Below are 21,110 nucleotides of genomic sequence, written 5' to 3'. Positions count from 1 at the left end.
AGAGGCCGGGACGCACCTCATCTACTGCGATCACGATTGCTACGCGGAGCACTGCAAAAGCGCCGTCCTGCTTCTCGAAAATCAGGCGAGAGCATCATGAACCCTTCGCGGCCAGATAAGCCGGGCCTTTGGCCGGAATCGTCGGATATCGGCCGTTGTGGCCAACCCGACATCGATTTATTTGCTGGTGTAGTGAAACAACGGCCCAGAGTATTTCGATGTATCAGCTGCACTATTTCCCGGCGAATGCCAACGCCGCGCCGCACATGCTGCTCGAGGAGATCGGAGTTCCATATGACCTCGTTCTCGTCGATCGAGCCAAGAACGCCCAGAAGTCCGGGGAATATCTCAAGATCAATCCGAACGGACGTATCCCCACTCTGGTTGACGGCGATCTGATCATGTCCGAGGCCGCCGCTATCGTGCTCCATCTCGTCGATCGGCATGCGGAGGCAGGGCTGGCCCCTCGGCTTGGAACGCCTGAGCGCGCGACGTTCTACCAGTGGCTGACCTTCCTGACGAACTCGCTGCAGGAGGAGCTGATGATCTGGCAGTATCCGGATCGCCTGACCGGCGAGGATGCTTCCGCGACCGACATCGTCAGGCACGGTGCCGAGACGCGCGCCAGTCGGTTTCTCGACGTTGTCGAAGATCATCTCAAGGCCAACGGCCCGTTTTTTCTCGGCAAACACCTCAGCGCCGTCGATTTCTACCTGGTCATGCTTTCGCGCTGGGCGCGCCCGATGGCTCAGCCGCCGCGTGCGCGTCCCAACATCTCAAAGCTGCTCGACAGGATGACGGGCCTCCACTCGGTCCGCCGCGCCTACGAGCAGGAAGGAATCGCCGACGAAATCTGCTGAACGATCCACCAATCCGGCCACCGGAGGCGAATCCGCACGGTCGGTGCAAAGGACACTGCCATGATAGCTCATAGGACCAGCCGCACCAGAGCCGACCGGATGAATTCGGCATTCATCGGCGCCGGTTCGAAGACTGCGGAGCCGCGATCAGCCTCAATACATCTGCTGACGCCATCCATACCTGGGCAGCATCGAAGCTCCGTTCGGAGCACGCCAATGCCGCCGACGTTGCAGGATGAAGCAACGGAGCTTCTGGCGGATATCGACGGCTTGCCGATTCTGGTTCGTTTCCGCCTCAACGAGGTATCCGCCGAAGTGCGCTCCCGCCTCGTCTCCAATGGCGCCGACATTCATTCGCTGCTGTCGAGCACGCTCGAGAGGATGGTTGATCGGATGCGTGGAACGTCCCTCCGAGAGGAGGATACCTGCAAGCAGCCGCTCGCGACGGTTGAATTGATATCGAGCGGAGAACCTTTGGTCCGGATGCAGGCACTGTTGAACGAGACAGTGCTGCGCGTGGGATCGCTGGAGCTTGATCTCATGGATCGGACTGCGAAGCGTGGCGACCGCAAGATCGATCTGCGACCGAGAGAATTTCATTTGCTCAAATACATGATGCAGCGGAGCAACAAATTGCTGACGCGGGAGATCCTCCTGAAAGAGGTCTGGAATTATAGATTCGTCCCCGAAACGAATCTTGTCGATGTTCACATGGGCCGAGTGCGTCGCAAGGTCGACGGGACGAATGAAGCCCCCATGATCCGCAACGTGCGGGGCGTCGGCTTCGTTCTAAGCACCGCTCCGCTGTCGGGCAGCGCACCGCCGAATGATGCCGAACGATCAGCCCATCCGGCCGTCGACGGCAGGTCGCCCGGGTTCTTGGAAAGGGGTCGCCATGACCGCCGATAACACCAGCCGCAACACACCCGACCGGATGGATTTGCCCTTCGTCGGTCTGGCAACCTTCGCCCGCCAACCGGCATGCCCCGATTGGGACAAGCTCGACGGAGCCGACGTCGCCATCCTCGGGATCCCGATCGACACAGCATCGAGCTATCGCGTCGGCACGCGATTCGGCCCGCGTGCGATCCGCGAGGTTTCGATGTTTCACAGCTTCGGGCAGGAGGGCGTGTTCGATTTCGAGGACGAAGTCACCTATCTGACTGCTGCCGAAGTGAAGATCGTCGATGCCGGCGACAGCGATGTGATCTACGCCGACACCAAGCGCAGCCTGGCCAACGCCGAGCAAGCCGTGCGCGCCCTGCTCGATGCCAGAACCATGCCTTATATCCTGGGCGGTGACCACGCGATCACGATGGCGACGGTCGCCGCCTTCTCGAACGAGAAACCGATCCACATTGTCCATCTGGATGCGCATTTCGATTTCATCGACGAGCGCAACGGCATCACGTGGGGCCACGGCAGCCCGATGCGACGGGCATCCGAGATGCGGCATGTGAAGGGCATCACTACGCTTGGACCGCACAACATGGCGGCCGTGAGCCGGAAGGATTGGGAAGCCGCAAAGGCGTATGGCACGCACGTCGTTCCCTTGCGTAAGCTCCGCGCCCAGGGCGTCGCCGCGTCTCTCGCGCACATTCCCGACGGCGAACGCGTCTATGTCTCGATCGACATCGACAGCTTCGATCCGTCGATCGCACCGGGCACGGCCACGATCAGCCATGGCGGCTTCAGCTACTACGAAGGCAAGGACATTCTCCGCGAGGTCGCCAGGCGGTTTGAGGTTGTCGGCGCTGATTTTGTCGAGGTTTCGCCGCCTTACGATCCTTCCGGGATCACCGCGCTGTTGGCCGCGCGAACCAGCCTCGACTTCATCGGGTCCATTTTTCACGAACGCACCAAGCGACGCGGCAGGCAGCCCCGGGCCGCCGCGTGATCATTTCTCCAACCCGTTCAACACACAGCTAAGGAGCAACTCAATGAGCAGTGAAACCAAACGCCCGCCGCTGGCCCATGCGTCGGGCACCCCCGTCACGGACAATCTCAACATTCAGACCGCCGGGCCGCGAGGGCCGGCGCTGCTGCAGGACGTCTGGCTGATCGAGAAGCTGGCCCATTTCGCGCGCGAAGTGATTCCGGAACGCCGCATGCACGCCAAGGGCTCCGGCGCCCACGGCACCTTTACCGTCACGCACGATATCACCCGCTACACCAAGGCGAAGATCTTCTCCAAGATCGGCAAGCAGACCCCGATGTTCGCCCGCTTCTCTACCGTCGCGGGCGAGCGCGGCGCCGCCGACGCCGAGCGCGATATCCGCGGCTTCGCGCTCAAGTTCTATACTGAGGAGGGCAACTGGGACGTTGTCGGCAACAACACGCCGGTGTTTTTCTTCCGCGATCCGTTGCGGTTTCCGGACCTCAACCACGCCATCAAGCGTGATCCGCGAACCGGTATGCGCAGCGCCGACAACAACTGGGACTTCTGGACGCTGCTGCCGGAAGCCCTGCATCAGGTCACGATCGTCATGAGCGAACGCGGCATCCCGAAGAGCTTCCGCCACATGCACGGCTTCGGCAGCCATGCCTATAGTTTCCTCAACGCCGCAAACGAGCGCATCTGGGTCAAGTTCCACTTCCGCAGTCAGCAGGGCATTCAGAACCTGACGGACGCGGAAGCCGAGGCCCTGGTCGGCAAGGATCGCGAGAGCCATCAGCGGGATCTTTACGGGAGCATCGAGGCCGGGGATTTCCCGCGCTGGACGCTCTTCATCCAGGTGATGACGGACGCCCAGGCGAAGGCTTTCCCATTCAATCCCTTCGACCTGACGAAGGTCTGGCCGAAGGGCGACTTCCCGCTGATCGAGGTCGGATTTTTTGAGCTGCACCGAAATCCCGAAAACGTCTTCGCCGAGGTCGAACAGGCGGCGTTCTCGCCTGCCAATATCGTGCCGGGCATCGGCTATTCGCCCGACAAGATGCTGCAGGCGCGCCTGTTCTCCTATGGGGATGCGCAACGGTATCGCCTGGGCGTCAATCACCACCACATTCCCGTCAATGCGCCGAAATGCCCGTTTCACAGCTATCATCGTGATGGCGCGATGCGCACCGATGGCAATCTCGGTGGAACGCCGACCTACTTCCCCAATAGCCGGGGCGAGTGGATCGATCAGCCGCAGCTCAACGAGCCGCCACTCGAGACAGAAGGAGCGGCCGCGCACTGGGACCATCGTGTCGACGACGATCATTGGCAGCAGCCGGGCGATCTCTTCCGCAAGATGACGCCTGCGCAGCAGCAAATGCTGTTTGACAATACGGCCCGTCAGGTCGGCGGCGCCGCGAAGCACATTCAGGAACGTCATATCGCCAACTGTGCCAAGGCCGATCCGGCCTACGGCGCGGGCGTCGCCAAGGCGCTGGGCATCGATTTCCGGCCGCAGATGATCGCCGCCGGATAGGCCCGCTGGCCGGCAACGCTCGCCCGCGCTGCCGGCCGCTCCAATCAATCTATCGCGCCCGGGCGACACCTGGTCGCGCCGAGCTGTCTATCTCGAACAGACAGAACACCTCGCCTGTCAGCGTGACGTGAAAGACGAATTCGATCGGCAAAGGATACCCTGGAATGTTCGACTATAATGAAAGCTTTCAATCCGCCATTGCTGCGCTGAAACGCGAGCGCCGCTATCGCACCTTCGCCGACCTGGAGCGCAAAGCGGGACAGTTCCCTCATGCGCTCTGGAACAGCCCAGGCGGCGCGCGGAATGTCGTTGTCTGGTGCTCGAACGACTATCTCGGCATGGGCCAACACCCGAAGGTGATCGAAGCAATGTGCACCGCCGCCCGCACGATGGGTGCCGGCGCAGGCGGAACGCGCAACATTTCGGGTACAAATCGGGCGCTGGTCCAGCTGGAGGCCGAGCTCGCCGACCTGCATAACAAGGAAGCCGCACTCGTTTTCACGTCCGGCTATGTTTCCAACCACACAGGTATCGCGACGATCGCGAGGCTGCTTCCGGACTGCCTGATCCTGTCAGACGCACTCAACCACAATTCGATGATCGAAGGCGTGCGTGCCGCTGGCTGTGCCCGGCAGATCTGGCGCCACAACGATCTTGAGCACCTGGAGGAATTGCTCTCGCGCGCGGCGCCCGGCCGCCCGAAGCTGATCGTGTTCGAGAGCGTCTATTCGATGGACGGCGACGTTGCTCCACTCAAGGCGATCTGCGATCTCGCGCAGCGCTATAACGCGATGACCTATCTCGACGAGGTGCACGCCGTTGGCATGTACGGGCCGCGCGGCGCCGGCATCGCCGAGCGCGATGGGGTCATGGCGCGGATCGATGTGATCGAGGGAACGCTTGCAAAAGCCTTCGGTACGCTCGGCGGTTACATCGCCGGCAGCAGCGCTGTCGTGGACGCGGTCCGATCCCATGCTCCCGGATTTATCTTCACAACCGCTCTGCCGCCCGCGGTTGCAGCAGCTGCGATAGCCTCGATTGCCCATCTCAAGGTATCGGACGTGGAGCGCATGGGCCAGCGCGCTGCCGTGGCGGCGACCAAGGCTGCCCTGCGGGGCGCCGGCCTGCCGGTGCTGGCGACGGAGACCCATATCGTGCCGGTCATGGTCGGGGATCCCGCGCTATGCAAGCAGGCGAGCGATCTTCTGCTTGAGCGGCACGGGATCTATATCCAGCCGATCAATTATCCGACGGTCGCCCGAGGCACCGAGCGATTGCGGATTACCCCCACCCCTGCGCACGACGTCCGGCTGATCCAACAGTTGGCTGATGCCTTGGTTTCGGTCTGGCAGGGGCTCGATCTCCCGCTCGGAAGAGATTACCGATACGTCGAGCGGCGCGCACAGATGCTCGCGGCCGGCGGCTAGCCTCGCCGCGCCGTTGCGCGAATCCATTTCGATCTCTTTTTTGGCCTCATGGCACTCGGCATTCTTTTCATGTCGCGCAGGACGAGTCTTCCGCGCCATCTGCTTGAAATTTCCTGCGTTAGGATCATCGCCCGTCGGCGTCGAGGCCTTTCGTTTTCGCGAGATATGCGACGATCGATCCGACATCGGCGTCGTCGATTGGCGCTTTGTAGATATTGATCATCTTATGAACCTCGGTCTCCCAGGTCGCCTTCGGAAGCGCCGGCTGGTTCAGCACCATGTCGGCGGAATGGCAGGCGAGGCAGTTGTTGTTGATGGCATCGGCCTCGGAGCCGCCAGGGAGCTGTTGATCTCCCGCTGGCAGATCCGCATTCACCGATTTGAGCGCGGTCAGGTCCTGAACCCATGCCGGCGTTGGCGCCAATGCCACCGCGGTCAGGAAAGCCAATACCAGGATATGCTTCGACATCTGCCCCTCCTAGATCGCTGCGACCGGTATGGCTTCAACGACATTGCGCATGAACCCGCTATTGTTCCAGTTCGCGGTATCGGGTTGGGCCACGTTCGCAGTATTGGTGCATCGAACCATGATCGAATGGTTGCCCATGCCGACAGGTGCAAAGCTCGTTTCCCACTGGCGAAAGCTGTATTTGCCATAATCCGTTCCGAGCTTCGTCGGCTGCCAGGACTTTCCGGCGTCTGACGAGAATTCGACTTTGGCAACACCGGTATCGCCGCCAAATGCGATGCCCCGCACCACGGTCGGTGCTCCCGCGGGTAACAAAGCTCCCGGGGTGATGTTGGTAATGAAGGAGCGCGGGACCATGCGGCTTATCGGCACCATCTTCACGCCGGTCTGCCCGGGCGCGATGTTGGCGTACGGCGTGTCCGGGATCGTATAGGCTTGGGTCATCCAGTAATTGTTGTCCGGCTTGTCCAGCACTTCGATGTCGCTGAGCATCTTGACCCAATAAGTCGAATACCAGCCGGGTACGACAAGCCGCAGCGGAAAGCCATTAAGCAACGGCAGCTGCTCACCATTCATCGCGAATGCGATCATCACTTCACCGTCGCGGGCATGGTCGATCTCCAGCGATTTCATGAAGTCCGGCGCATCGGGTACCACTGGCTCGTCGAGTCCGTTGAAACGAACCTGGATGGCGCCGGACTTGATGCCGGCGCGGTCGAGGACGTCCCTGAGCCGCACTCCCGTCCATCTGGCGTTACCCATCGCGCCGTGAGCCCATTGCGCCCCCGGCACCCTTGGCAGGAAATCGCCGCGCGAATTCCCGGAGCATTGATTGACGGCAACCAGTTCGACTCGTGGCAGCCCGCGAACAAGATCGTTCAAAGATAGCGAAAGGACCTGGTTGACATGACCGCGCACCGAAAGTCGGAACGTTCCGACGTCAACCGCATTCGGGATCACCGCCCAGTGCCAACGCACATAAAACTGTTCGTTCGGCGTGAACACGCCCCGATCGAATGCTTCAAGCGGGGTTTCCAGTAGCGGTGGCCGGGTACGCTGCAGTATCACGTTACGCTTCTGCGGAAAGTCGTTGCTAATCGGCCGGTCCCGCGGATCGCCCGCCAGCGGTAACTTGACCGTCTGTTCCGACCAGGCCGGCGTGGCGGCGAGAGACAATCCGGCCAATCCGATCTGGCCGAGAAACCAACGCCGGGACGACGGGCGCCCAAGAATTCCACTCGAGTGGGTCAGGCGTTCTTCGAATGCGCGCTTCGGGCTTGGTAATGCGGCATTGGTCATGATCGATCTCCTTGCCTTTCATGGCCAACGTAGCGGTCTCCTATTCAGCTATCCAACTCGTTGTTTGTGTGGTTCCGATCGACAAAATTTATGGATGACCCCTTGGTAATCAATCTTATAAATCTATTGATCAGACAATTATTATCTGTTGGATTGATCGAACTAGCGACGCGACATTGGGAGAAGAAGCCAATGGAGCCAACTCATGCCCCTTATCTCAGCCAGCAACTCCCCCGAACCTGTGAATGACAGGAGCAGCGCCCGTCTCATCTTCTTGACCCAATGGTCCGGCCGGCGCGCTCGCGAACTTTTACCTGGCCTCTGCCTCACATCGATCGTGGCGGGCGCATCATTTGGCATCAGAATGCTGCCAGGGATGACAAACTTCAGCCCCCTGATCCTGTCGATGGTTATCGGAATCGCATACCACAACATCGTCGGCACGGCGGCCTGGGCAAAACAGGGCGTGACATTCAGTCTCCGCCGGTTGCTTCGTATCGCCATCATCCTGCTCGGGCTTCAATTGACCTCGAGCCAGGTCATCGAGCTCGGCGACCGCGGTCTCGGCATCATCGCTGCAACCGTACTCGCCACCTTCGCCTTTACCGTCTGGATCGGGAAACTGCTCGGGGTCGAGCCGAAATTGGCACAACTCATCGCGGCCGGCACGTCGATCTGCGGCGCGTCGGCCGTCATTGCCACCAATACCGTCACAAATGCCGATGACGAAGACGTCGCCTATTCGGTCGCCTGCGTCACCGTCTTCGGCTCGGCCGCAATGTTCGTCTATCCGCTTCTTCCGGGCCTTCTGCATCTCGACCCCCGTGGATTCGGACTATGGGCTGGCGCATCGATTCATGAGATTGCGCAGGTTATCGCCGCGGCATTCCAGGACGGACAAAAGGCCGGCGAGTTTGCAACGATCGCCAAGCTGACCCGGGTCATGCTGCTGGCGCCGATGGTCATTTCGATCGGACTGATGACCGCTCGCAGCGCGACACGTCGGCAATCAGCGGCGGACAAAACAACGGCTCGTCCGCCGATGCCGTGGTTCGTACTCGGATTTGTGGTGCTGGTCGGGGTCAACAGCCTGGTGACGATCCCCGCCGAAGCGAAGGCATCGATCGTGGCCGCGACCACATTCCTGCTGTCGATTGCACTTGCCGCAATGGGTCTGGAAACCAACATCGCCAAACTGGCGTCGAGAGGGTTACGGCCGGCTCTGCTCGGCGCATTTTCTTTCTTGTTCATCGCGGCCTTCAGCCTCACGCTGATCACACTGACGGGGTAACACGCCATGACCTTGGAACAGCTTCGCATTTTCATCGCGGTCGCTGAAAAGCAGCACGTGACGCGCGCCGCAGGCGAATTGAACCTGACGCAGTCAGCAACGAGCGCCGCTATCGCGGCGCTCGAGAGGCGGTACGGGATCAAGCTGTTTGACCGTGTCGGCCGCGGTATTGTGCTGACCCAGATCGGCCGGGATTTCCTCGATGAGGCACGCGCCGTCGTGGCACGCGCCAAGGCCGCGGCGCAAATTTTGGACGATCTGGCTGGCCTCAAGCGTGGCTCGCTAACTCTGGCAGCAAGCCAGACCGTCGCCAATTACTGGCTGCCACCACGCATCGAGACATTTCGGCGAACATATCCCGGCATCGATCTGCGCGTCAGGATCGCAAACACCAAGCAGGTCGCTCACGCTGTCATCCAGGGAGATGCAGATCTCGGCTTCGTTGAGGGTGAAGTCGACGAGCCCTCGCTGGCCATTCGGAGAATGGAAGGCGACTCATTGACCATTGTTGTGGGAGCGAGCCATCGGTGGGTCGGTAGGGCGCGCATCACACCACGGCTTCTGACCGAGACATCCTGGATTTTGCGAGAGCCGGGATCCGGCACCCGGTCCATGTTCGAGGCCGTGCTCAGGAAATTTCAGGTCAAGATGTCGGACCTCGATATCCGACTTGAACTGCCATCGAATGAAGCCGTGCGCGTTGCCGTGGAATCCGGCGACTGTGCCACAGCTATTTCGGATCTGGTGGTAGCGCAGTCGATCGCTGCAGGGACACTTCACCGTGTCAAGATTGATCTGCCGAAGCGTTCATTCATCGCGCTCAGACACAAGGAACGTTACGCGAGTCAGGCAGAAAAAGCCCTGCTTGCTTCAATCGGGTTGTAAAGGCGAAGCCGCCGACGGCAGCTTCACCTTCACAAGGCGGTCCCGCAATCATGCGCGGGCACTCAGCTCCACGCAAGCGCAGTGCGCTTTCTTAGTTGTAGCCGCTGGTACCAGGCGAGGAGCCGCCGAACGACGAGTCTCCGGTGCCGCTCAGCGTGGTCGGACCGTCCGGATTTCCGTTCGGGTTGCCATAGTTCGGATGCAGCTGAACCATGCCGACGGTATTGCGATCGGCCCTCACGGCCGCTTTATGATGAACTGTGTTTGCAAAGGCGGCCGTCCCTGAGAGGGCGAACGCCGTTGCCAATGCGATTGTCGTGAGTTTCATAATTGCGTCCTTCATGTAGATCGTTGTGCGCCCTTGACGTGTAGATAAGCGATATTCTCGACCGTCCCACTAAACTTTTCTTTAGGGGCATGGAAGTCGCCAGGCCGGCGGCCGGAAAAGACCGGAGACACCATCTTGTCCGGTCTCCGGTAAGCCTCAGCACCGGCAGATGTTCAACCGCTTGTCGAGTTCCCCATCCAGCTTTTGCTGCTCGACATCGAACTGCGACATCTTCTGCTGCTCGGCCTGTTCCGCTGCAGAGCGCGAAGAGAACTGCTGCCTCCGCGGCTGCAAGTGCCCGATTGGCGCAGTTGGTACTCCAGTCGTCGCCCCTGCGATTGACTGGGCGAAAACAGCGGCGTCGCCCGAAGCCACAAGCGCGGTCCCGAGGGCCAGTGTGATGAGCAAGGTCGAGCGCATGGATTACTCCATCGAATTGAGCGCGGCTTCAAATGTGACTCAGTCGCGCGTCTGACCGGTGACGATCCGGCATGCTGATATTCCCGATGTACGCGCACGGATGGTCGATTCCATTAAAATCGGTTTCATCCTTTCGGAACCCGATCGAGTCAGGTTAAGGCCACGAATGCGCGCCTTCCGGCATCGCCGCACAACGCTATCGCAGCTCGCTTCGCGAAGACGAGCCAATGGCAATGGCAAGGCCGAGGCGTCGGCCGATAGCAGCTACCGGATCCTGATCCTGCCTCCAGCAGCAGGAAGGCCTCTGTTGGTCCGCCGCTCGGCGATCCGAGGGGCCACGCTTTCAATCTTGCCTGTCGGGACAAATGATCGCCAGCCGGCCACCCGGGCCGGAATGGATCGCGAGACGAAAGCCGTGCAGCTTCACGATCGCGGCCACCAGATTGAGGCCCAGGCCCACGCCCGGCGTACTTCGGACCTTGTCGGAACGGTAGAAACGCCGCAACACGGCCTCACGCTCCTGCTCGCTGATGCCGCCACCGGTATCGGTTACGCGCATGATGGTTTCGCCATCGCCACGCAACAGTTCGATATCCACATTGCCGCCTTCAGGCGTAAACTTGATGGCATTGTCGACGAGATTGGCAACCGCCTCGAGCAGGAGGTCGCGGTCGCCGCAGACGTTAAGCTGATGTCCCGCCTCGACCCGCAACTTGATATTCTTGTTCTCGGCGATGGGTTCGTAGATATCGCAGACCTCACGCAGCATTTCTTGCAATGGGACGTTACCGAAGGCCGCTGAGCGCCGGCTGTTCTCGATTTCGGCCAGGCGCAACAGCGCCGTGATGATTGTCAGCGAATGATCAATATTCGCGACTGCCTTGTCCGCAACCACCTGGAGCTGTTCCAGCGTCGTTGCGTTGGTGCGGCCGCGCTCCAGAGCGAGCCGCGCCCGCGTCAGCGGCGTTCGCAAATCATGGGCGATATCGTTGCCGACGCCGGCCAGCGCGTGGATCATTGTTTCCATTTCATCCAGCATGCCATTGACGATGGCCGCAAGATTCGAAAACGGCTCGTCGACGTCACGGTGCGGAAGCCGCTCACTTAGATCGCCGGCGACAATGCGCTGAACCCGCTGATTTACCTCTTCGACACGCTCCTGAGCCCGCATGCTCAACCACGCACCAGCCAGCAGGCACAGGCAAAACGCCGGCAACAGACCCAGCGCGAATGCCTGGCCGACGACGTGGGAAATCTCCCTGGTTTCGTCGACTTCTCGTCCGATCGCCAGCGCATCGCCATTCGGCATTCGCCGGGCGATCGCCCGGATCACGTGGGTCTCTCGACCGGCGGGCAGCGTCCGGACAACCGAGAGGCTCTGGACGGAATCATTCGGCTTGAGCTCTGGTGGGAACTGCTCCAGATTGCCCGCTATCCTGCGGCCATCTGCGGCGAACAGTCCGGCATATTGAACGCCACGGGAATCCTGCCTTAAATGTTCATCGATCGCGTCCGGCTGCCGTTCGGACGGCAAAGCCGCGATAACGTTGAGTTGCCTGGCGATCATTCGGTCGGACCGGGCGATCAGGTATTGATCGGTCTGCCAATAGATGAATCCGAATAGCACGATGATGAAAATAGCGAACACGCCGGCCACCGTCAGCGCCCACTGGAAGGTATTCGAACGTATGATTTGCGCCTGACGCATCGGATCTCGTCGCGTGGACCTTCTATTTGATGTCCGTGGCGGCGCGGGCGCCCCCGGCCATCTGCCCCTATGGTCCGGTGCGAAGGATGAAGCCGGCACCGCGAACATTATGAATCATGGGAACGTCGCCCGGTCCGTCCACCTTGTGACGCAGCCGCCCCATATGTACGTCCACCAGGTTCGTCGCCGGAACGAATTTGTAGTTCCAGACCTCCTCCAGAAGCATGGCTCGCGTCAGCAGCTGATCGCGACGTTGCATCATGTATTCGAGCAGGCGAAACTCACGCGGCAAGAGATCAATCACGCGGTCGCCGCGTTTGGCCGTGCGCTCGATCAGATCCAGCTCCAGCGGCCCTGCCCGCAGCGTCGTCTCGCGCGATTCTGCCGGCCGGCGCAACAACGCTTCTACCCGGGCGACAAGCTCAACCAGCGCAAATGGTTTGGTAAGATAATCGTCGCCACCCATCCGCAAGCCGCGTACACGATCATCCACTGCGCCGAGTGCACTCAGCACCAGCACGGGGGTACGCACCTCATCCTTGCGGAGCGCCTCGATGACTGTGAGCCCGTCCATTCCGGGCAACAGCCGATCGACGATCATGGCATCGGGCTGCGATGATCGTGCCTTGTCGAGGCCTTCGATGCCGTTGGCAGACCATTCGACCTCAAAACCGCGATCGGCCAGCTCGGCTGTAATTTCCTCAGCTGTTTCGCTGTCATCCTCGATCAGCAGCACTTTTGTCATCGATCGATTCCCGGCTCCGGCGAAAACATCCGCCGGGCTTGAGGTTCCTGTCCCCACGTCTGCACGCTTGCCCGTGACCACCGCCATGTCAATGACCTGCAACAACCATGGGTTTCTCCTGAAGAGAGCCGGACAGCGCCGCCCGCCTTTCGGGGAGGCAAATGGCGTAGCGTCGCCGTCCGCTCGGCGGCATCTGCCCACCGCCCAGGGAGCAGCGCGGGGGTGGCCGCTCACCAAGAATAGGGCTCATGAATGATCCGCACTACTAAATAGCATTTTAAAATTGGCCCAGCTCGGGGCGTTGCCTGGCACCGCCCTCACGCGGCGTTGAAACGGGGTGAATAATTGTTACTTTGAATGGCTGATCGCCGCTCCATTTCCACAGACGAGCCAAACGTGCAGGCTTGTCATATCCAATGGAGAAATCGAATGACCACGCTTAAACTTCTGTCGGCTGCACTGATCACCGCAGCCACGCTCGCAACGCCCGCCATGGCTCGCGAGAGCCATGTAACCGCGCGACACCAAGCCAATGTGACCACTACGTCCGACGCGCGTGACGTTGACGGGCGCGCCTGCATCCCTGCTCCGGCCGTGGGTGCATTTGCCACACAGCCCTGGGATAACGGCGCCCCTTGCGAACCCGCGTCGGTCAATTGATACGTCCGGATCGAGGACCGGCCTAGCAATTCGCTGGTCTCAAGCAACAAGTCCGGATCGATATCGGTCCGGACTGAGCGCTTACCGCCTCGACGAGGTCGGGCTGGCATTGAAATCCTGTCAGCCCGACTTTCTCCCGCGCTTAATCATGCCTTTCGAGAACCAAACACTTCGGAGCGCCGGAGCTTTACGCACGATCAAGGGACCAAGCCTGGGCAAGACGTTCAACGCTGGTCTCAACACACGTCATAGATGTTCGCCCGCTGGCGCGGCAGACCGAATGACATCATGTAGCCCTGGAGAACAACAAATGCTGATCCACCTGCCAATCATTATCCTGACTTCCCTGCACCCCATCGCTGTCGCCGACGCTGTACCGCAATTCGACGTCGTGCGGGAGTGCCGGGTCGAAGGCGGCACGAAAGAGACGGAGCAAAGGTGCGCGCAGGATGAGATGCAAGCACGCGACCAACTTCATGCGGAATGGATACAATTTAGTCCCAGCGCCAAGCTCCAGTGCATCAGAGAAACCAGCATCGATGACAGCGCCAGCTATGTGGAGTTTCTGACGTGCCTCCAAATGGAGAGAGACGTGAGAATCGAGAGAGAGGCCAAGGCGCCGCAGTAACGTGCACCGCCGTCGCCAGGCGGACAGCCGATTTCTCTGCCCGATACCTCTCTGCAACCAACGCGAACTGCCATCATGCTCGTCTTTTTCAGCGCATGCGATCCTGCAGCAAGACTACGCCCTCCGCTATCTCATCGAGCGCCTTTCAGGCTTCTTATCAGGGGCATGCGAGACATCGGGAACGATCGAGAGTTCCGATTGTCTCAAGAAATGATAAGTGTTTGATTTCTTTGCAAGCGGTCAGTCCTGCCGGGCCCCATGGGGAAGCTACGCCGCCATCCCCAACCAAAATCTCGAAAACAACCCCATGCAAAGTAGCAAGGCGATCCCTGCCCTGAGCCATCCCGCAAAAAACATTTTGACACGTCGGGCAAATCAGCGGCACTATTCCATCATCGCCCAAGTTGCAAACCGCCCCTAGCCTGCCGCCCTGCCCGGCAACGGGCGCTTCGGCGCGATTGCCGGCAAAGAATCCTTCCTGACAATCGAAATTGAACGGCACGCGGTCAGAAACCGAGCACGCGGAGCTGTTGCTTGCTGGTTGGGTCGGCCGGGTCGATCGCTTGCGCCTTGTGGAAATCGGCGATCGCCTCGGCGCGGCGGCCCAGCACGACATAGGAGAGGCCGCGGTTGTTGTAGGCCTCGACATAAGATGGACCGAACTGGATCGCTTGCGTGAAATCTGTAACCGCGCGGCTGCTGTCACCCTTTGCGACCCAGGCTTTGCCGCGGGAGTTGAAAGCGTTGAAGTCCTTGGGGTTTATCGCGATCGCCTGGTCATAGTCCCGGATCGCGTCATCGACCCTGCGCAGCGCCAGATACGCATTGTCGCGATTCCAATACGCCACGCCGTTCTTGGGAGTGATCCCGATCGACTGATCATAGTCGGCGATCGCGCGGCCATAGTCCTTCAAGCCTTCGTACGCGACGCCGCGGCAATTGTACCCCGCGGCATTTTTTGGTTCGCGCTTGATGACCTCGCTGCAATCGGGAACGGCGAGGTCGTACTGGCGATTGTTGCTGTAGGCAACGCCACGCGAGCTATACAGCCAGAGCAGATTTGGATCGAGCCTGATGGCCTCGCTGTAGTCCGCGATCGCAGGCTCCCATCCGCTTTTTTTCGTGATCAACCGCTTCCTGAAAAGCGCGTGTCCCCTTTGGCCAAAACCAAAGGCGTATTTCGGATCGATGGTGACCGCCTTGGTGAGATCGGCGACCGCCTGGTCGAATTCACCCTTTTCGGTCCACGCCATGCCGCGGCGGGCATAGGCCCACGCATCCCCGGAGTCGACCCTGATCGCCTCGGCGTGGTCGGCCAGCGCTGCGTCGTATTCATGCAGACCGTAGTAGGCGACGCCACGGTTGTTGTAGGCCCAGCCATATTTCGGATCGATCCTGATCGCCTCGGTGCAATCCGCAACGGCCGCGTCGTGGTCCCCTTTGCTCTCGTAAGCCTCACAGCGGTGCGCAAAGGCCCAGGCGTCTTTCGGGCTGAGCTTGATGGCCTCGCCGTAGTCGACAATCGCGCGGTCGTAATTCTTGCTGTTGAAGGAACCGCGGCCCCGGTTCTTGAAGGCCGTAACGCGTTGTGCCACCGACACGCTTGCATCGCCGATAATGCGGCTGCAGGCCTCGAAGCCGACGTCGGGCTTGTCGGCGCTGGCGGCGCACTCGCCCCGGTCGCCCGACGTGGCGGCGAGCGCCGGCATCGCAAGCAGGATAGCCACGCAAAGGAGCGGTCCACCTGATCCGCGCGCTGCCACGCTGTTTCCCCTCCTCCTTGCGCTCCGACCTCACACGTGAATTTAGCCCCAACGGCAGACTTTCTGCCATCGGCAACCGATGTCCGAGACGGGGTCAGAAACTGACATTCGATTACCTTGCCGCGCGCAGTGATTGCCCCTCTCATGACACAAAAAACCCCCGCCGAAGCGGGGGCAAGATGCCGAGCAACTTGGGTATTGAATAGAACTAACCACGTTTCGCCGCGCCGGAATGGCGCGACCGTTCACCTGATATCAGATCAGCCCCACGATCACAGCAATAACCAAGGGTGCGCTGATCACAAGATACGGCCATAGTCGAAATATCACTTGGTCAATGTCTCGGCCGCGATCTTCTTCTTAAGTGTTTCGCAGGTGTTCCGAACCTCTGTTGTCATCAACGAAACGGCCTCGATCTGCAGGAAGTAACGCTTGCCCTGGTCGCGATACCCTGCAGCGAACTCCTTGATTTCGGCGACCACGTTATGGACGCCTGCCACCATCGCCTCGCATTTCGTGGCGGCTTCCTGCAGTTCTGTTCCCAGGGCCTCGATCTCGTTCACCGCCGCTTCGTATTCGCGCACCACGGCCTCGGCCGACAGCTTGCCAACCTCGTTGACGCCGTTCCGGTGCTCGACGTAGTCCGGCATCGGTGAGAGCGGCCGAACGGTGCCGCGCGGCCGATGTGGACCCACCATGTTGTTGAGTTCGCGCTCCAACTGATCCAACTCAAATGGGGCACGGGTTAGGACTTCTGTACTAACACTCATACGAACGCTCCATAAGTTGTTACGACAAATGGAGTTTAGCAACGTCAACGGATTTGTCTCGCTTTTCCACAGCTTTTAACAAAGGAATTGTGCACTGCACAATAGCACCTTCCGCATATGTCAGACCTGGTTGCTGAGCATTCCAACACCACAGCTCGTCATGCCCACCAGCCCCATCACGTTGGGGCGCAATGCTGTCTTCTGCATTGGGTCCAAAGCAAGCGTGACGGCTGAAAAGACCCGCCAGCGTGGACCGTGGGGCTCTGCTCAGCTCCCGCGTTTGTGTTGCGAACGAATGTGAGACTGCGCGGCGATATGGCTATGGTGGGTCTCGATTGGGAGACTGTTCTCCACCCATCACCGACGTCTCAGAATGGGATGGACCGGCCGTGCTCCCGCCCCGAACCGCTCAGAGAATGAGCGGGGGGCTTAGCAGCACGAGGAGCACATCGCTATGTCCCATAAGACAGCCGCTACAGGCGCACACACCATCGGCATCGATACGGGCAAGAACACCCTGCATTTGATCGGCCTCGACGACAAGGGGGCAATCGTTTTGCGGGAGAAGATCGCCCGCGGCCGGATCGCAGCCCGGTTCGCCAATGTGCCGCGGTGCCTGATCGGAATCGAAGCTGGCATGGCGACCCACTACGTGGCTCGCGAGCTAATTGCGCTCGGTCATGACGTAAGGCAGGTACCACCAGCTTATGCCAAACCGTTCCGGCAAGGCCACAAGAACGACTTCAGAGACGCCCACGCGATCGCGGAAGCTGTGCAGCGGCCGTCGACACGCTGCGTTCCAGTTAAGACCGACGATCAGCTTGATCTACAAGCACTGCACCGGGTGCGATCTCGCCTGGTCGGCCAACGAACGGCTGTGATCAATCAGATCCGCGGCTTTCTCCTGGAGCATGGCATTGCGGTACGTCAGGGGCTTCGCTTCCTCCGCCAACAGCTTCCAGACATCCTGGCAAAACGCGGCGACGTGCTGTCACCTCGCATGATCAGGATCATAGAAGATCTCAGCGGCGATTGGCGGCGTCTTGATGAGCGTATCCAGCACATCACCGAAGAGATCGAGGTTTTGGCAAATAGCAGCGAGAGTTGCCGCCAATTGATGACCGCTCCGGGCATCGGCCCGCTCATCGCCAGCGCCATGGTAGCGGCCATTGGCAATGGTGCTGCCTTTGCCAAGGGCCGTGACTTTGCCGCCTGGCTCGGCTTGGTACCGAAGCAAATGTCGACCGGCGATCGGACGATCCTCGGGCGCATCAGCAAGCGCGGCAATCGCTATCTACGTACGATGTTAATGCAGGGTGCTCGCGTTATTTTGCTCAGGCCAGCAAACTGGGCGAAGCATAGCTTTGGGTTATGGCTCACCGCCGCAGCACAACGCTTACACCATAACGTCCTGGCAACCGCACTTGCCAATAAGCTGGCGCGGATCGCTTGGACTGTGTTGGCACAAGGTCGCAGCTACGAAGCGCGCGTCGAGCCAAAGGTCGCATAGGATCAACATGTTCGAACTCGCCGAGGGGATGTCCGACGCTGATCCCTGACGTAACTGATACCTGCCGAGGTCTGCGAGTTGGATGGAGGAAATGGAGAAACGGTCTCGCCGTCGTACCCGTGATCTGGTGACCCAAGCGGCCTCTCAGGGCCTTTCTCAGAATGAGATCGGGTGCGCGCGGATATCCATGATGGCCAGGAGCATAAACGCTCCATGCAAGGGCCGGATACAGATGCGCAAGACCAGCCCCCTCCATTTGTTCACATTCGGCTTGCAACGCACGGCCGGTCCATACATATGGGTCAAACTGAGACCTGGAGCTGCGTCCACGTCAGGTCCGTTCGTCGTCCGACAGCGGACATCCCATACCCACGGCGGCAGGTCTGTTTCGTGCCATTCCGGACTCATGCGCCGCGTCAAAATGGGGCCTATTCGATCACTTCGTCGGCGGGGCTACGAACGCGGGACGAACATCTAAAACGAAATCGAGAACAGGCGAACCAAGCGCGACCATGTTGCAGCCCATGCGCAGCTGACGAACACATGCGTGCGGCCGAGGTTGCGCATGTTAGCGAGTATCACCGACTTGTCGTGCAGGAGCTTGCGTCTGCGCCCCGGAAACGGGCAAGGCCGCCCGCGATATCGGGCGGCCCATTTCCGTTTCCGAACAGCAGAGCCACTCGAGGGACTGCCGTTCCAGCAATATCGATCAGTTGCCGGGAGGAGAATAAGCAGCCTTAAGCTTGTTTGCCTTCTGCCGAACCTCCACCACCTCCTCCTGTGTCAGCAGACGCATCAGCTTGACGTTTTGCAGGGTGTCGGCTGCGACGACGAGGCCAGCTATCGCGGCCGCCGAGCCGGGCTCGGGCACATCGAATATCGTCAAGACACCGGGTCCTTTCACGGGCATGCCGTAGAATGAAACCAATTTCCCACCCGCCGCTTCGACCAACTTCTTGGCCGCTTCAGCGCGATTCTGCGTGGGATTTTCGAGAAGGTTCTTGACGGCTCGTGGCGTGTATTGTCCGGTAAGACAGAAATGCATGGCTATACTCCTGTAATGGGTTTTCAATAATCGCCTTTTCCGTTCCGAACTGATCGGAGCAGACTGTCGATAGTCAAAAATCAGGAGTTTGCTACGCCCGCCGTGGGCTACATTGGCCGCCGCTGATTTCCAAAACTTCGGCACGTTTCGGTGACGGCTCCGAGGCAGAGTACATCACTTGCCGATCGTGAGGAAGAGATAGCCCGCTCTTCCGCGCGAGACCGAGGAGCGTTGGCACGGTTTGGCATGGTCGGTGCGGGTCACTGCACCCACCAAAGGTTGCGCAGCTTCATGACGCAGCGATCAGAGCGCGTTCGATGTCCGCTTGTCTCACAATCGCGGCGCAATAGCGGACGTGCCAGCAGGTCCGGGTTGGGTCATTCGCTACCGAATTGAGCCGTCAGCGCCACGTCCGCTTTTCCCCCGATAGCGACTGAACTGCGGACGTCGCCGGAGGTCCGGTTCGTGCCAACACCGAACGTTACGTCACGGCTTTTTCTGTATATCGTCGATCCACTTGCGGACGCGTGCGTCGAACGGCAAAAAGCCATCTGTTTCGATAGGGCCGTCGGGAAGATGAAGAATTTCGTCTAGAGACGTTCTTCTGCTCCGTTTGGGATAATACGTATATTCCGCAGTCAAATCGTCATACTGAAAATGGGCAGAGCAGGATCGCGTTTCTGTTTTCGCATCGAGCGTTGTACAGGTCATCTCAATGGGCGTGGCATGCGTTCGGTCGACAGCGGCAGCCTGCTGCAACAGGTACGCCCGAAAGTCGTCTTTGACATACAGAGGATTGTTGTTTCTCGCTCGCCACGCGTCGGTCACATCCTCCAAATAGCTGCCGTCGGAGTAGGTGATGCGGGAGGCGGGATTGCTCAGAGGAACGCGGGGGTGGCCGCTGCTCCATTCGTCCAGTCTCAGCTTTATAAAGAACAGATTTAGATCGCGCTCGCGGGCAATCTCGGGATCGGGCGGAAATAGGAACAACTGATCCGATTGCACCGGATCAACCGGGCACGCGGCGCCGCTGGTCGACGCCCAGACAGACCTGGCCAAGGTGTGCTGCCCCCGGATCCACCGCCAAGGTAGGTAGAATGATTTCGCTCCGACCCTAAGTTCGATGATCCGATCGGGCGGGCATAGCTCTTGCAATTTTTCTAAATCTTCCAGCGAGAGATAAAGCCCCTTCTCGCGAAATTCCTCGCGGTGGGCCTGGAAGCTCGCGTCACCTTCCTGCCTCTGGCGCAGCAACTCGACCGCCAAGAGGGTGTATTGCACCATTGTTCTAAACACGAGACCGGACAACAGTAGGCTGCCGAGGACAGCGACAGCGATCCCGATGTTTCGACCGATGGCGTACTTGCGGCACAACGCAAGAAAAACGCGCCATAGAACGACGCCGACGATGACGAGAATGGCAACGTGGAATATTCCGAAAACTAGCGCATTCAGCACCAAAGACGTCGCTCCGTCGCTTGAGTTACCTCGGCTTTAGGTTGCACAACCTATGGTGCGCACGTAACAAAACGATTAATCAATTGGTTAAAGGACAAGCCACGAAAGAGGCACCAGTGATTGCACCTTGCGATTACGCGGCTATGCGTGACCAAAGCATCTCACAGCATGCCCGCTTCGGGTCAAAAGCGGAAAAGCTCGGCACGCGCATGTGTTTTCCGCTCTACTCCCAACAGCGGACATCGTCAGGCCGCTCCGAATTGGACGCGGGTTTGCCCCGCACGGCGTAATGTGTCGAGCAGCTGATGACCATTGTGGGTCAAAAGCGACGTTTCGGTATGTCGGCGGTATTTCCGCTTCACCCTCAGCGCTCGCCGATGAAGCGCATCATTTGCACGCCTTGCAATTCGCTCCGATATTGACGGGCG

Annotated in this window: 21 protein-coding genes; 11 read left to right on the top strand and 10 right to left on the bottom strand. The window is 59.8% G+C overall.

What is annotated here, in order from left to right; genetic code table 11:
- The first annotated feature begins 218 nt into the window (after positions 1-218).
- From BLR13_RS24575 to hemA, 5 genes are all read left to right on the top strand, one after another.
- A complete protein-coding gene (locus BLR13_RS24575) occupies positions 219-860 on the top strand; it encodes a glutathione S-transferase family protein (RefSeq protein WP_074818568.1) in 642 nt (213 codons plus the stop codon).
- A gap of 216 nt (positions 861-1,076) precedes the next feature.
- Complete coding sequence (locus tag BLR13_RS24570) at positions 1,077-1,769, top strand: winged helix-turn-helix domain-containing protein (RefSeq protein WP_074818571.1); 693 nt, start codon at positions 1,077-1,079, stop codon at positions 1,767-1,769.
- Positions 1,756-2,757 (top strand): agmatinase, encoded by a 1,002-nt coding sequence (locus BLR13_RS24565; protein WP_074818574.1) that lies wholly within the window; start codon positions 1,756-1,758, stop codon positions 2,755-2,757. The genes BLR13_RS24570 and BLR13_RS24565 overlap by 14 nt, the downstream gene beginning before the upstream one ends.
- Before the next feature lie 43 nt (positions 2,758-2,800).
- The gene (locus BLR13_RS24560; protein WP_074818576.1) at positions 2,801-4,276 is read left to right on the top strand and encodes a catalase; all 1,476 of its coding nucleotides are present in this window, start codon (positions 2,801-2,803) and stop codon (positions 4,274-4,276) included.
- A 164-nt stretch (positions 4,277-4,440) separates the two neighbouring features.
- Positions 4,441-5,703, top strand: coding sequence for a 5-aminolevulinate synthase (gene hemA / locus BLR13_RS24555; protein WP_074818579.1), 1,263 nt, complete (start codon positions 4,441-4,443; stop codon positions 5,701-5,703).
- Between the two features lie 124 nt (positions 5,704-5,827).
- Here hemA and BLR13_RS24550 read toward each other — a convergent pair whose 3' ends face one another.
- Positions 5,828-6,172: a hypothetical protein gene (locus tag BLR13_RS24550; RefSeq protein WP_074818583.1), complete on the bottom strand. Its 345-nt coding sequence runs from the start codon at positions 6,170-6,172 to the stop codon at positions 5,828-5,830.
- 9 nt (positions 6,173-6,181) lie between these two features.
- A complete protein-coding gene (locus BLR13_RS24545) occupies positions 6,182-7,471 on the bottom strand; it encodes a molybdopterin-dependent oxidoreductase (protein ID WP_079585996.1) in 1,290 nt (429 codons plus the stop codon).
- Between the two features lie 205 nt (positions 7,472-7,676).
- Between BLR13_RS24545 and BLR13_RS24540 the strand changes: the two genes are divergently transcribed.
- Both BLR13_RS24540 and BLR13_RS24535 read left to right on the top strand, forming a co-directional pair.
- A complete protein-coding gene (locus tag BLR13_RS24540) occupies positions 7,677-8,762 on the top strand; it encodes a YeiH family protein (RefSeq protein ID WP_083387584.1) in 1,086 nt (361 codons plus the stop codon).
- A 6-nt stretch (positions 8,763-8,768) separates the two neighbouring features.
- Positions 8,769-9,647, top strand: a complete 879-nt coding sequence (locus BLR13_RS24535) for a LysR family transcriptional regulator (RefSeq protein ID WP_074818587.1) — start codon at positions 8,769-8,771, stop codon at positions 9,645-9,647.
- Positions 9,648-9,738: 91 nt separating this feature from the next.
- Here BLR13_RS24535 and BLR13_RS24530 read toward each other — a convergent pair whose 3' ends face one another.
- From BLR13_RS24530 to BLR13_RS24515, 4 genes are all read right to left on the bottom strand, one after another.
- On the bottom strand, positions 9,739-9,975 hold the full coding sequence (locus BLR13_RS24530; RefSeq protein ID WP_074818590.1) for a hypothetical protein: 237 nt from the start codon (positions 9,973-9,975) through the stop codon (positions 9,739-9,741).
- A gap of 156 nt (positions 9,976-10,131) precedes the next feature.
- Complete coding sequence (locus tag BLR13_RS24525; protein WP_074818593.1) at positions 10,132-10,395, bottom strand: hypothetical protein; 264 nt, start codon at positions 10,393-10,395, stop codon at positions 10,132-10,134.
- Between the two features lie 343 nt (positions 10,396-10,738).
- Positions 10,739-12,103, bottom strand: coding sequence for a sensor histidine kinase (locus BLR13_RS24520; RefSeq protein WP_074818599.1), 1,365 nt, complete (start codon positions 12,101-12,103; stop codon positions 10,739-10,741).
- A 67-nt stretch (positions 12,104-12,170) separates the two neighbouring features.
- Entirely contained in the window at positions 12,171-12,848 is a 678-nt protein-coding gene (locus BLR13_RS24515) for a response regulator transcription factor (protein WP_074818602.1), read from the bottom strand.
- A 429-nt stretch (positions 12,849-13,277) separates the two neighbouring features.
- Between BLR13_RS24515 and BLR13_RS24510 the strand changes: the two genes are divergently transcribed.
- From BLR13_RS24510 to BLR13_RS40350, 3 genes are all read left to right on the top strand, one after another.
- Entirely contained in the window at positions 13,278-13,508 is a 231-nt protein-coding gene (locus BLR13_RS24510; protein WP_074818604.1) for a hypothetical protein, read from the top strand.
- A gap of 310 nt (positions 13,509-13,818) precedes the next feature.
- Positions 13,819-14,136 carry a hypothetical protein gene (locus BLR13_RS24505; RefSeq protein WP_074818608.1) on the top strand — a complete coding sequence of 106 codons (318 nt, stop codon included), beginning with the start codon at positions 13,819-13,821 and terminating at the stop codon, positions 14,134-14,136.
- A gap of 217 nt (positions 14,137-14,353) precedes the next feature.
- On the top strand, positions 14,354-14,557 hold the full coding sequence (locus BLR13_RS40350) for a hypothetical protein (protein ID WP_143039678.1): 204 nt from the start codon (positions 14,354-14,356) through the stop codon (positions 14,555-14,557).
- A gap of 85 nt (positions 14,558-14,642) precedes the next feature.
- Here BLR13_RS40350 and BLR13_RS24500 read toward each other — a convergent pair whose 3' ends face one another.
- Together BLR13_RS24500 and BLR13_RS24495 are read right to left on the bottom strand one after the other, a co-directional pair.
- A complete protein-coding gene (locus BLR13_RS24500; protein ID WP_074818611.1) occupies positions 14,643-15,863 on the bottom strand; it encodes a tetratricopeptide repeat protein in 1,221 nt (406 codons plus the stop codon).
- Between the two features lie 362 nt (positions 15,864-16,225).
- Positions 16,226-16,618, bottom strand: a complete 393-nt coding sequence (locus tag BLR13_RS24495) for a hypothetical protein (RefSeq protein ID WP_074831154.1) — start codon at positions 16,616-16,618, stop codon at positions 16,226-16,228.
- Positions 16,619-17,123: 505 nt separating this feature from the next.
- Between BLR13_RS24495 and BLR13_RS24490 the strand changes: the two genes are divergently transcribed.
- Positions 17,124-18,179 (top strand): IS110 family transposase, encoded by a 1,056-nt coding sequence (locus BLR13_RS24490; RefSeq protein WP_074817232.1) that lies wholly within the window; start codon positions 17,124-17,126, stop codon positions 18,177-18,179.
- A gap of 709 nt (positions 18,180-18,888) precedes the next feature.
- On the opposite strand, the gene BLR13_RS24485 is transcribed toward BLR13_RS24490, so the two are convergent.
- Positions 18,889-19,224, bottom strand: coding sequence for a GYD domain-containing protein (locus BLR13_RS24485; protein WP_074818613.1), 336 nt, complete (start codon positions 19,222-19,224; stop codon positions 18,889-18,891).
- 486 nt (positions 19,225-19,710) lie between these two features.
- A complete protein-coding gene (locus BLR13_RS24480; RefSeq protein WP_074818619.1) occupies positions 19,711-20,685 on the bottom strand; it encodes a hypothetical protein in 975 nt (324 codons plus the stop codon).
- Positions 20,686-21,110: the final 425 nt, after the last annotated feature.

This window comes from Bradyrhizobium ottawaense (assembly GCF_900099825.1).
Lineage (GTDB): Bacteria > Pseudomonadota > Alphaproteobacteria > Rhizobiales > Xanthobacteraceae > Bradyrhizobium > Bradyrhizobium ottawaense_A.
This window is presented reverse-complemented; position numbering and strand designations above follow the sequence as displayed.

Coding starts and splice junctions, on each gene's coding strand:
- BLR13_RS24510 (WP_074818604.1), top strand. CDS start 13,278: ATGACCACGCTTAAACTTCTGTCGGCTGCACTGATCACCGCAGCCACG.
- BLR13_RS24570 (WP_074818571.1), top strand. CDS start 1,077: ATGCCGCCGACGTTGCAGGATGAAGCAACGGAGCTTCTGGCGGATATC.
- BLR13_RS24530 (WP_074818590.1), bottom strand. CDS start 9,975: ATGAAACTCACGACAATCGCATTGGCAACGGCGTTCGCCCTCTCAGGG.
- BLR13_RS24575 (WP_074818568.1), top strand. CDS start 219: ATGTATCAGCTGCACTATTTCCCGGCGAATGCCAACGCCGCGCCGCAC.
- BLR13_RS24545 (WP_079585996.1), bottom strand. CDS start 7,471: ATGACCAATGCCGCATTACCAAGCCCGAAGCGCGCATTCGAAGAACGC.
- hemA (WP_074818579.1), top strand. CDS start 4,441: ATGTTCGACTATAATGAAAGCTTTCAATCCGCCATTGCTGCGCTGAAA.
- BLR13_RS24560 (WP_074818576.1), top strand. CDS start 2,801: ATGAGCAGTGAAACCAAACGCCCGCCGCTGGCCCATGCGTCGGGCACC.
- BLR13_RS24535 (WP_074818587.1), top strand. CDS start 8,769: ATGACCTTGGAACAGCTTCGCATTTTCATCGCGGTCGCTGAAAAGCAG.
- BLR13_RS24525 (WP_074818593.1), bottom strand. CDS start 10,395: ATGCGCTCGACCTTGCTCATCACACTGGCCCTCGGGACCGCGCTTGTG.
- BLR13_RS24485 (WP_074818613.1), bottom strand. CDS start 19,224: ATGCATTTCTGTCTTACCGGACAATACACGCCACGAGCCGTCAAGAAC.
- BLR13_RS24505 (WP_074818608.1), top strand. CDS start 13,819: ATGCTGATCCACCTGCCAATCATTATCCTGACTTCCCTGCACCCCATC.
- BLR13_RS24520 (WP_074818599.1), bottom strand. CDS start 12,103: ATGCGTCAGGCGCAAATCATACGTTCGAATACCTTCCAGTGGGCGCTG.
- BLR13_RS24540 (WP_083387584.1), top strand. CDS start 7,677: ATGCCCCTTATCTCAGCCAGCAACTCCCCCGAACCTGTGAATGACAGG.
- BLR13_RS24565 (WP_074818574.1), top strand. CDS start 1,756: ATGACCGCCGATAACACCAGCCGCAACACACCCGACCGGATGGATTTG.
- BLR13_RS24550 (WP_074818583.1), bottom strand. CDS start 6,172: ATGTCGAAGCATATCCTGGTATTGGCTTTCCTGACCGCGGTGGCATTG.
- BLR13_RS24490 (WP_074817232.1), top strand. CDS start 17,124: ATGTCCCATAAGACAGCCGCTACAGGCGCACACACCATCGGCATCGAT.
- BLR13_RS24515 (WP_074818602.1), bottom strand. CDS start 12,848: ATGACAAAAGTGCTGCTGATCGAGGATGACAGCGAAACAGCTGAGGAA.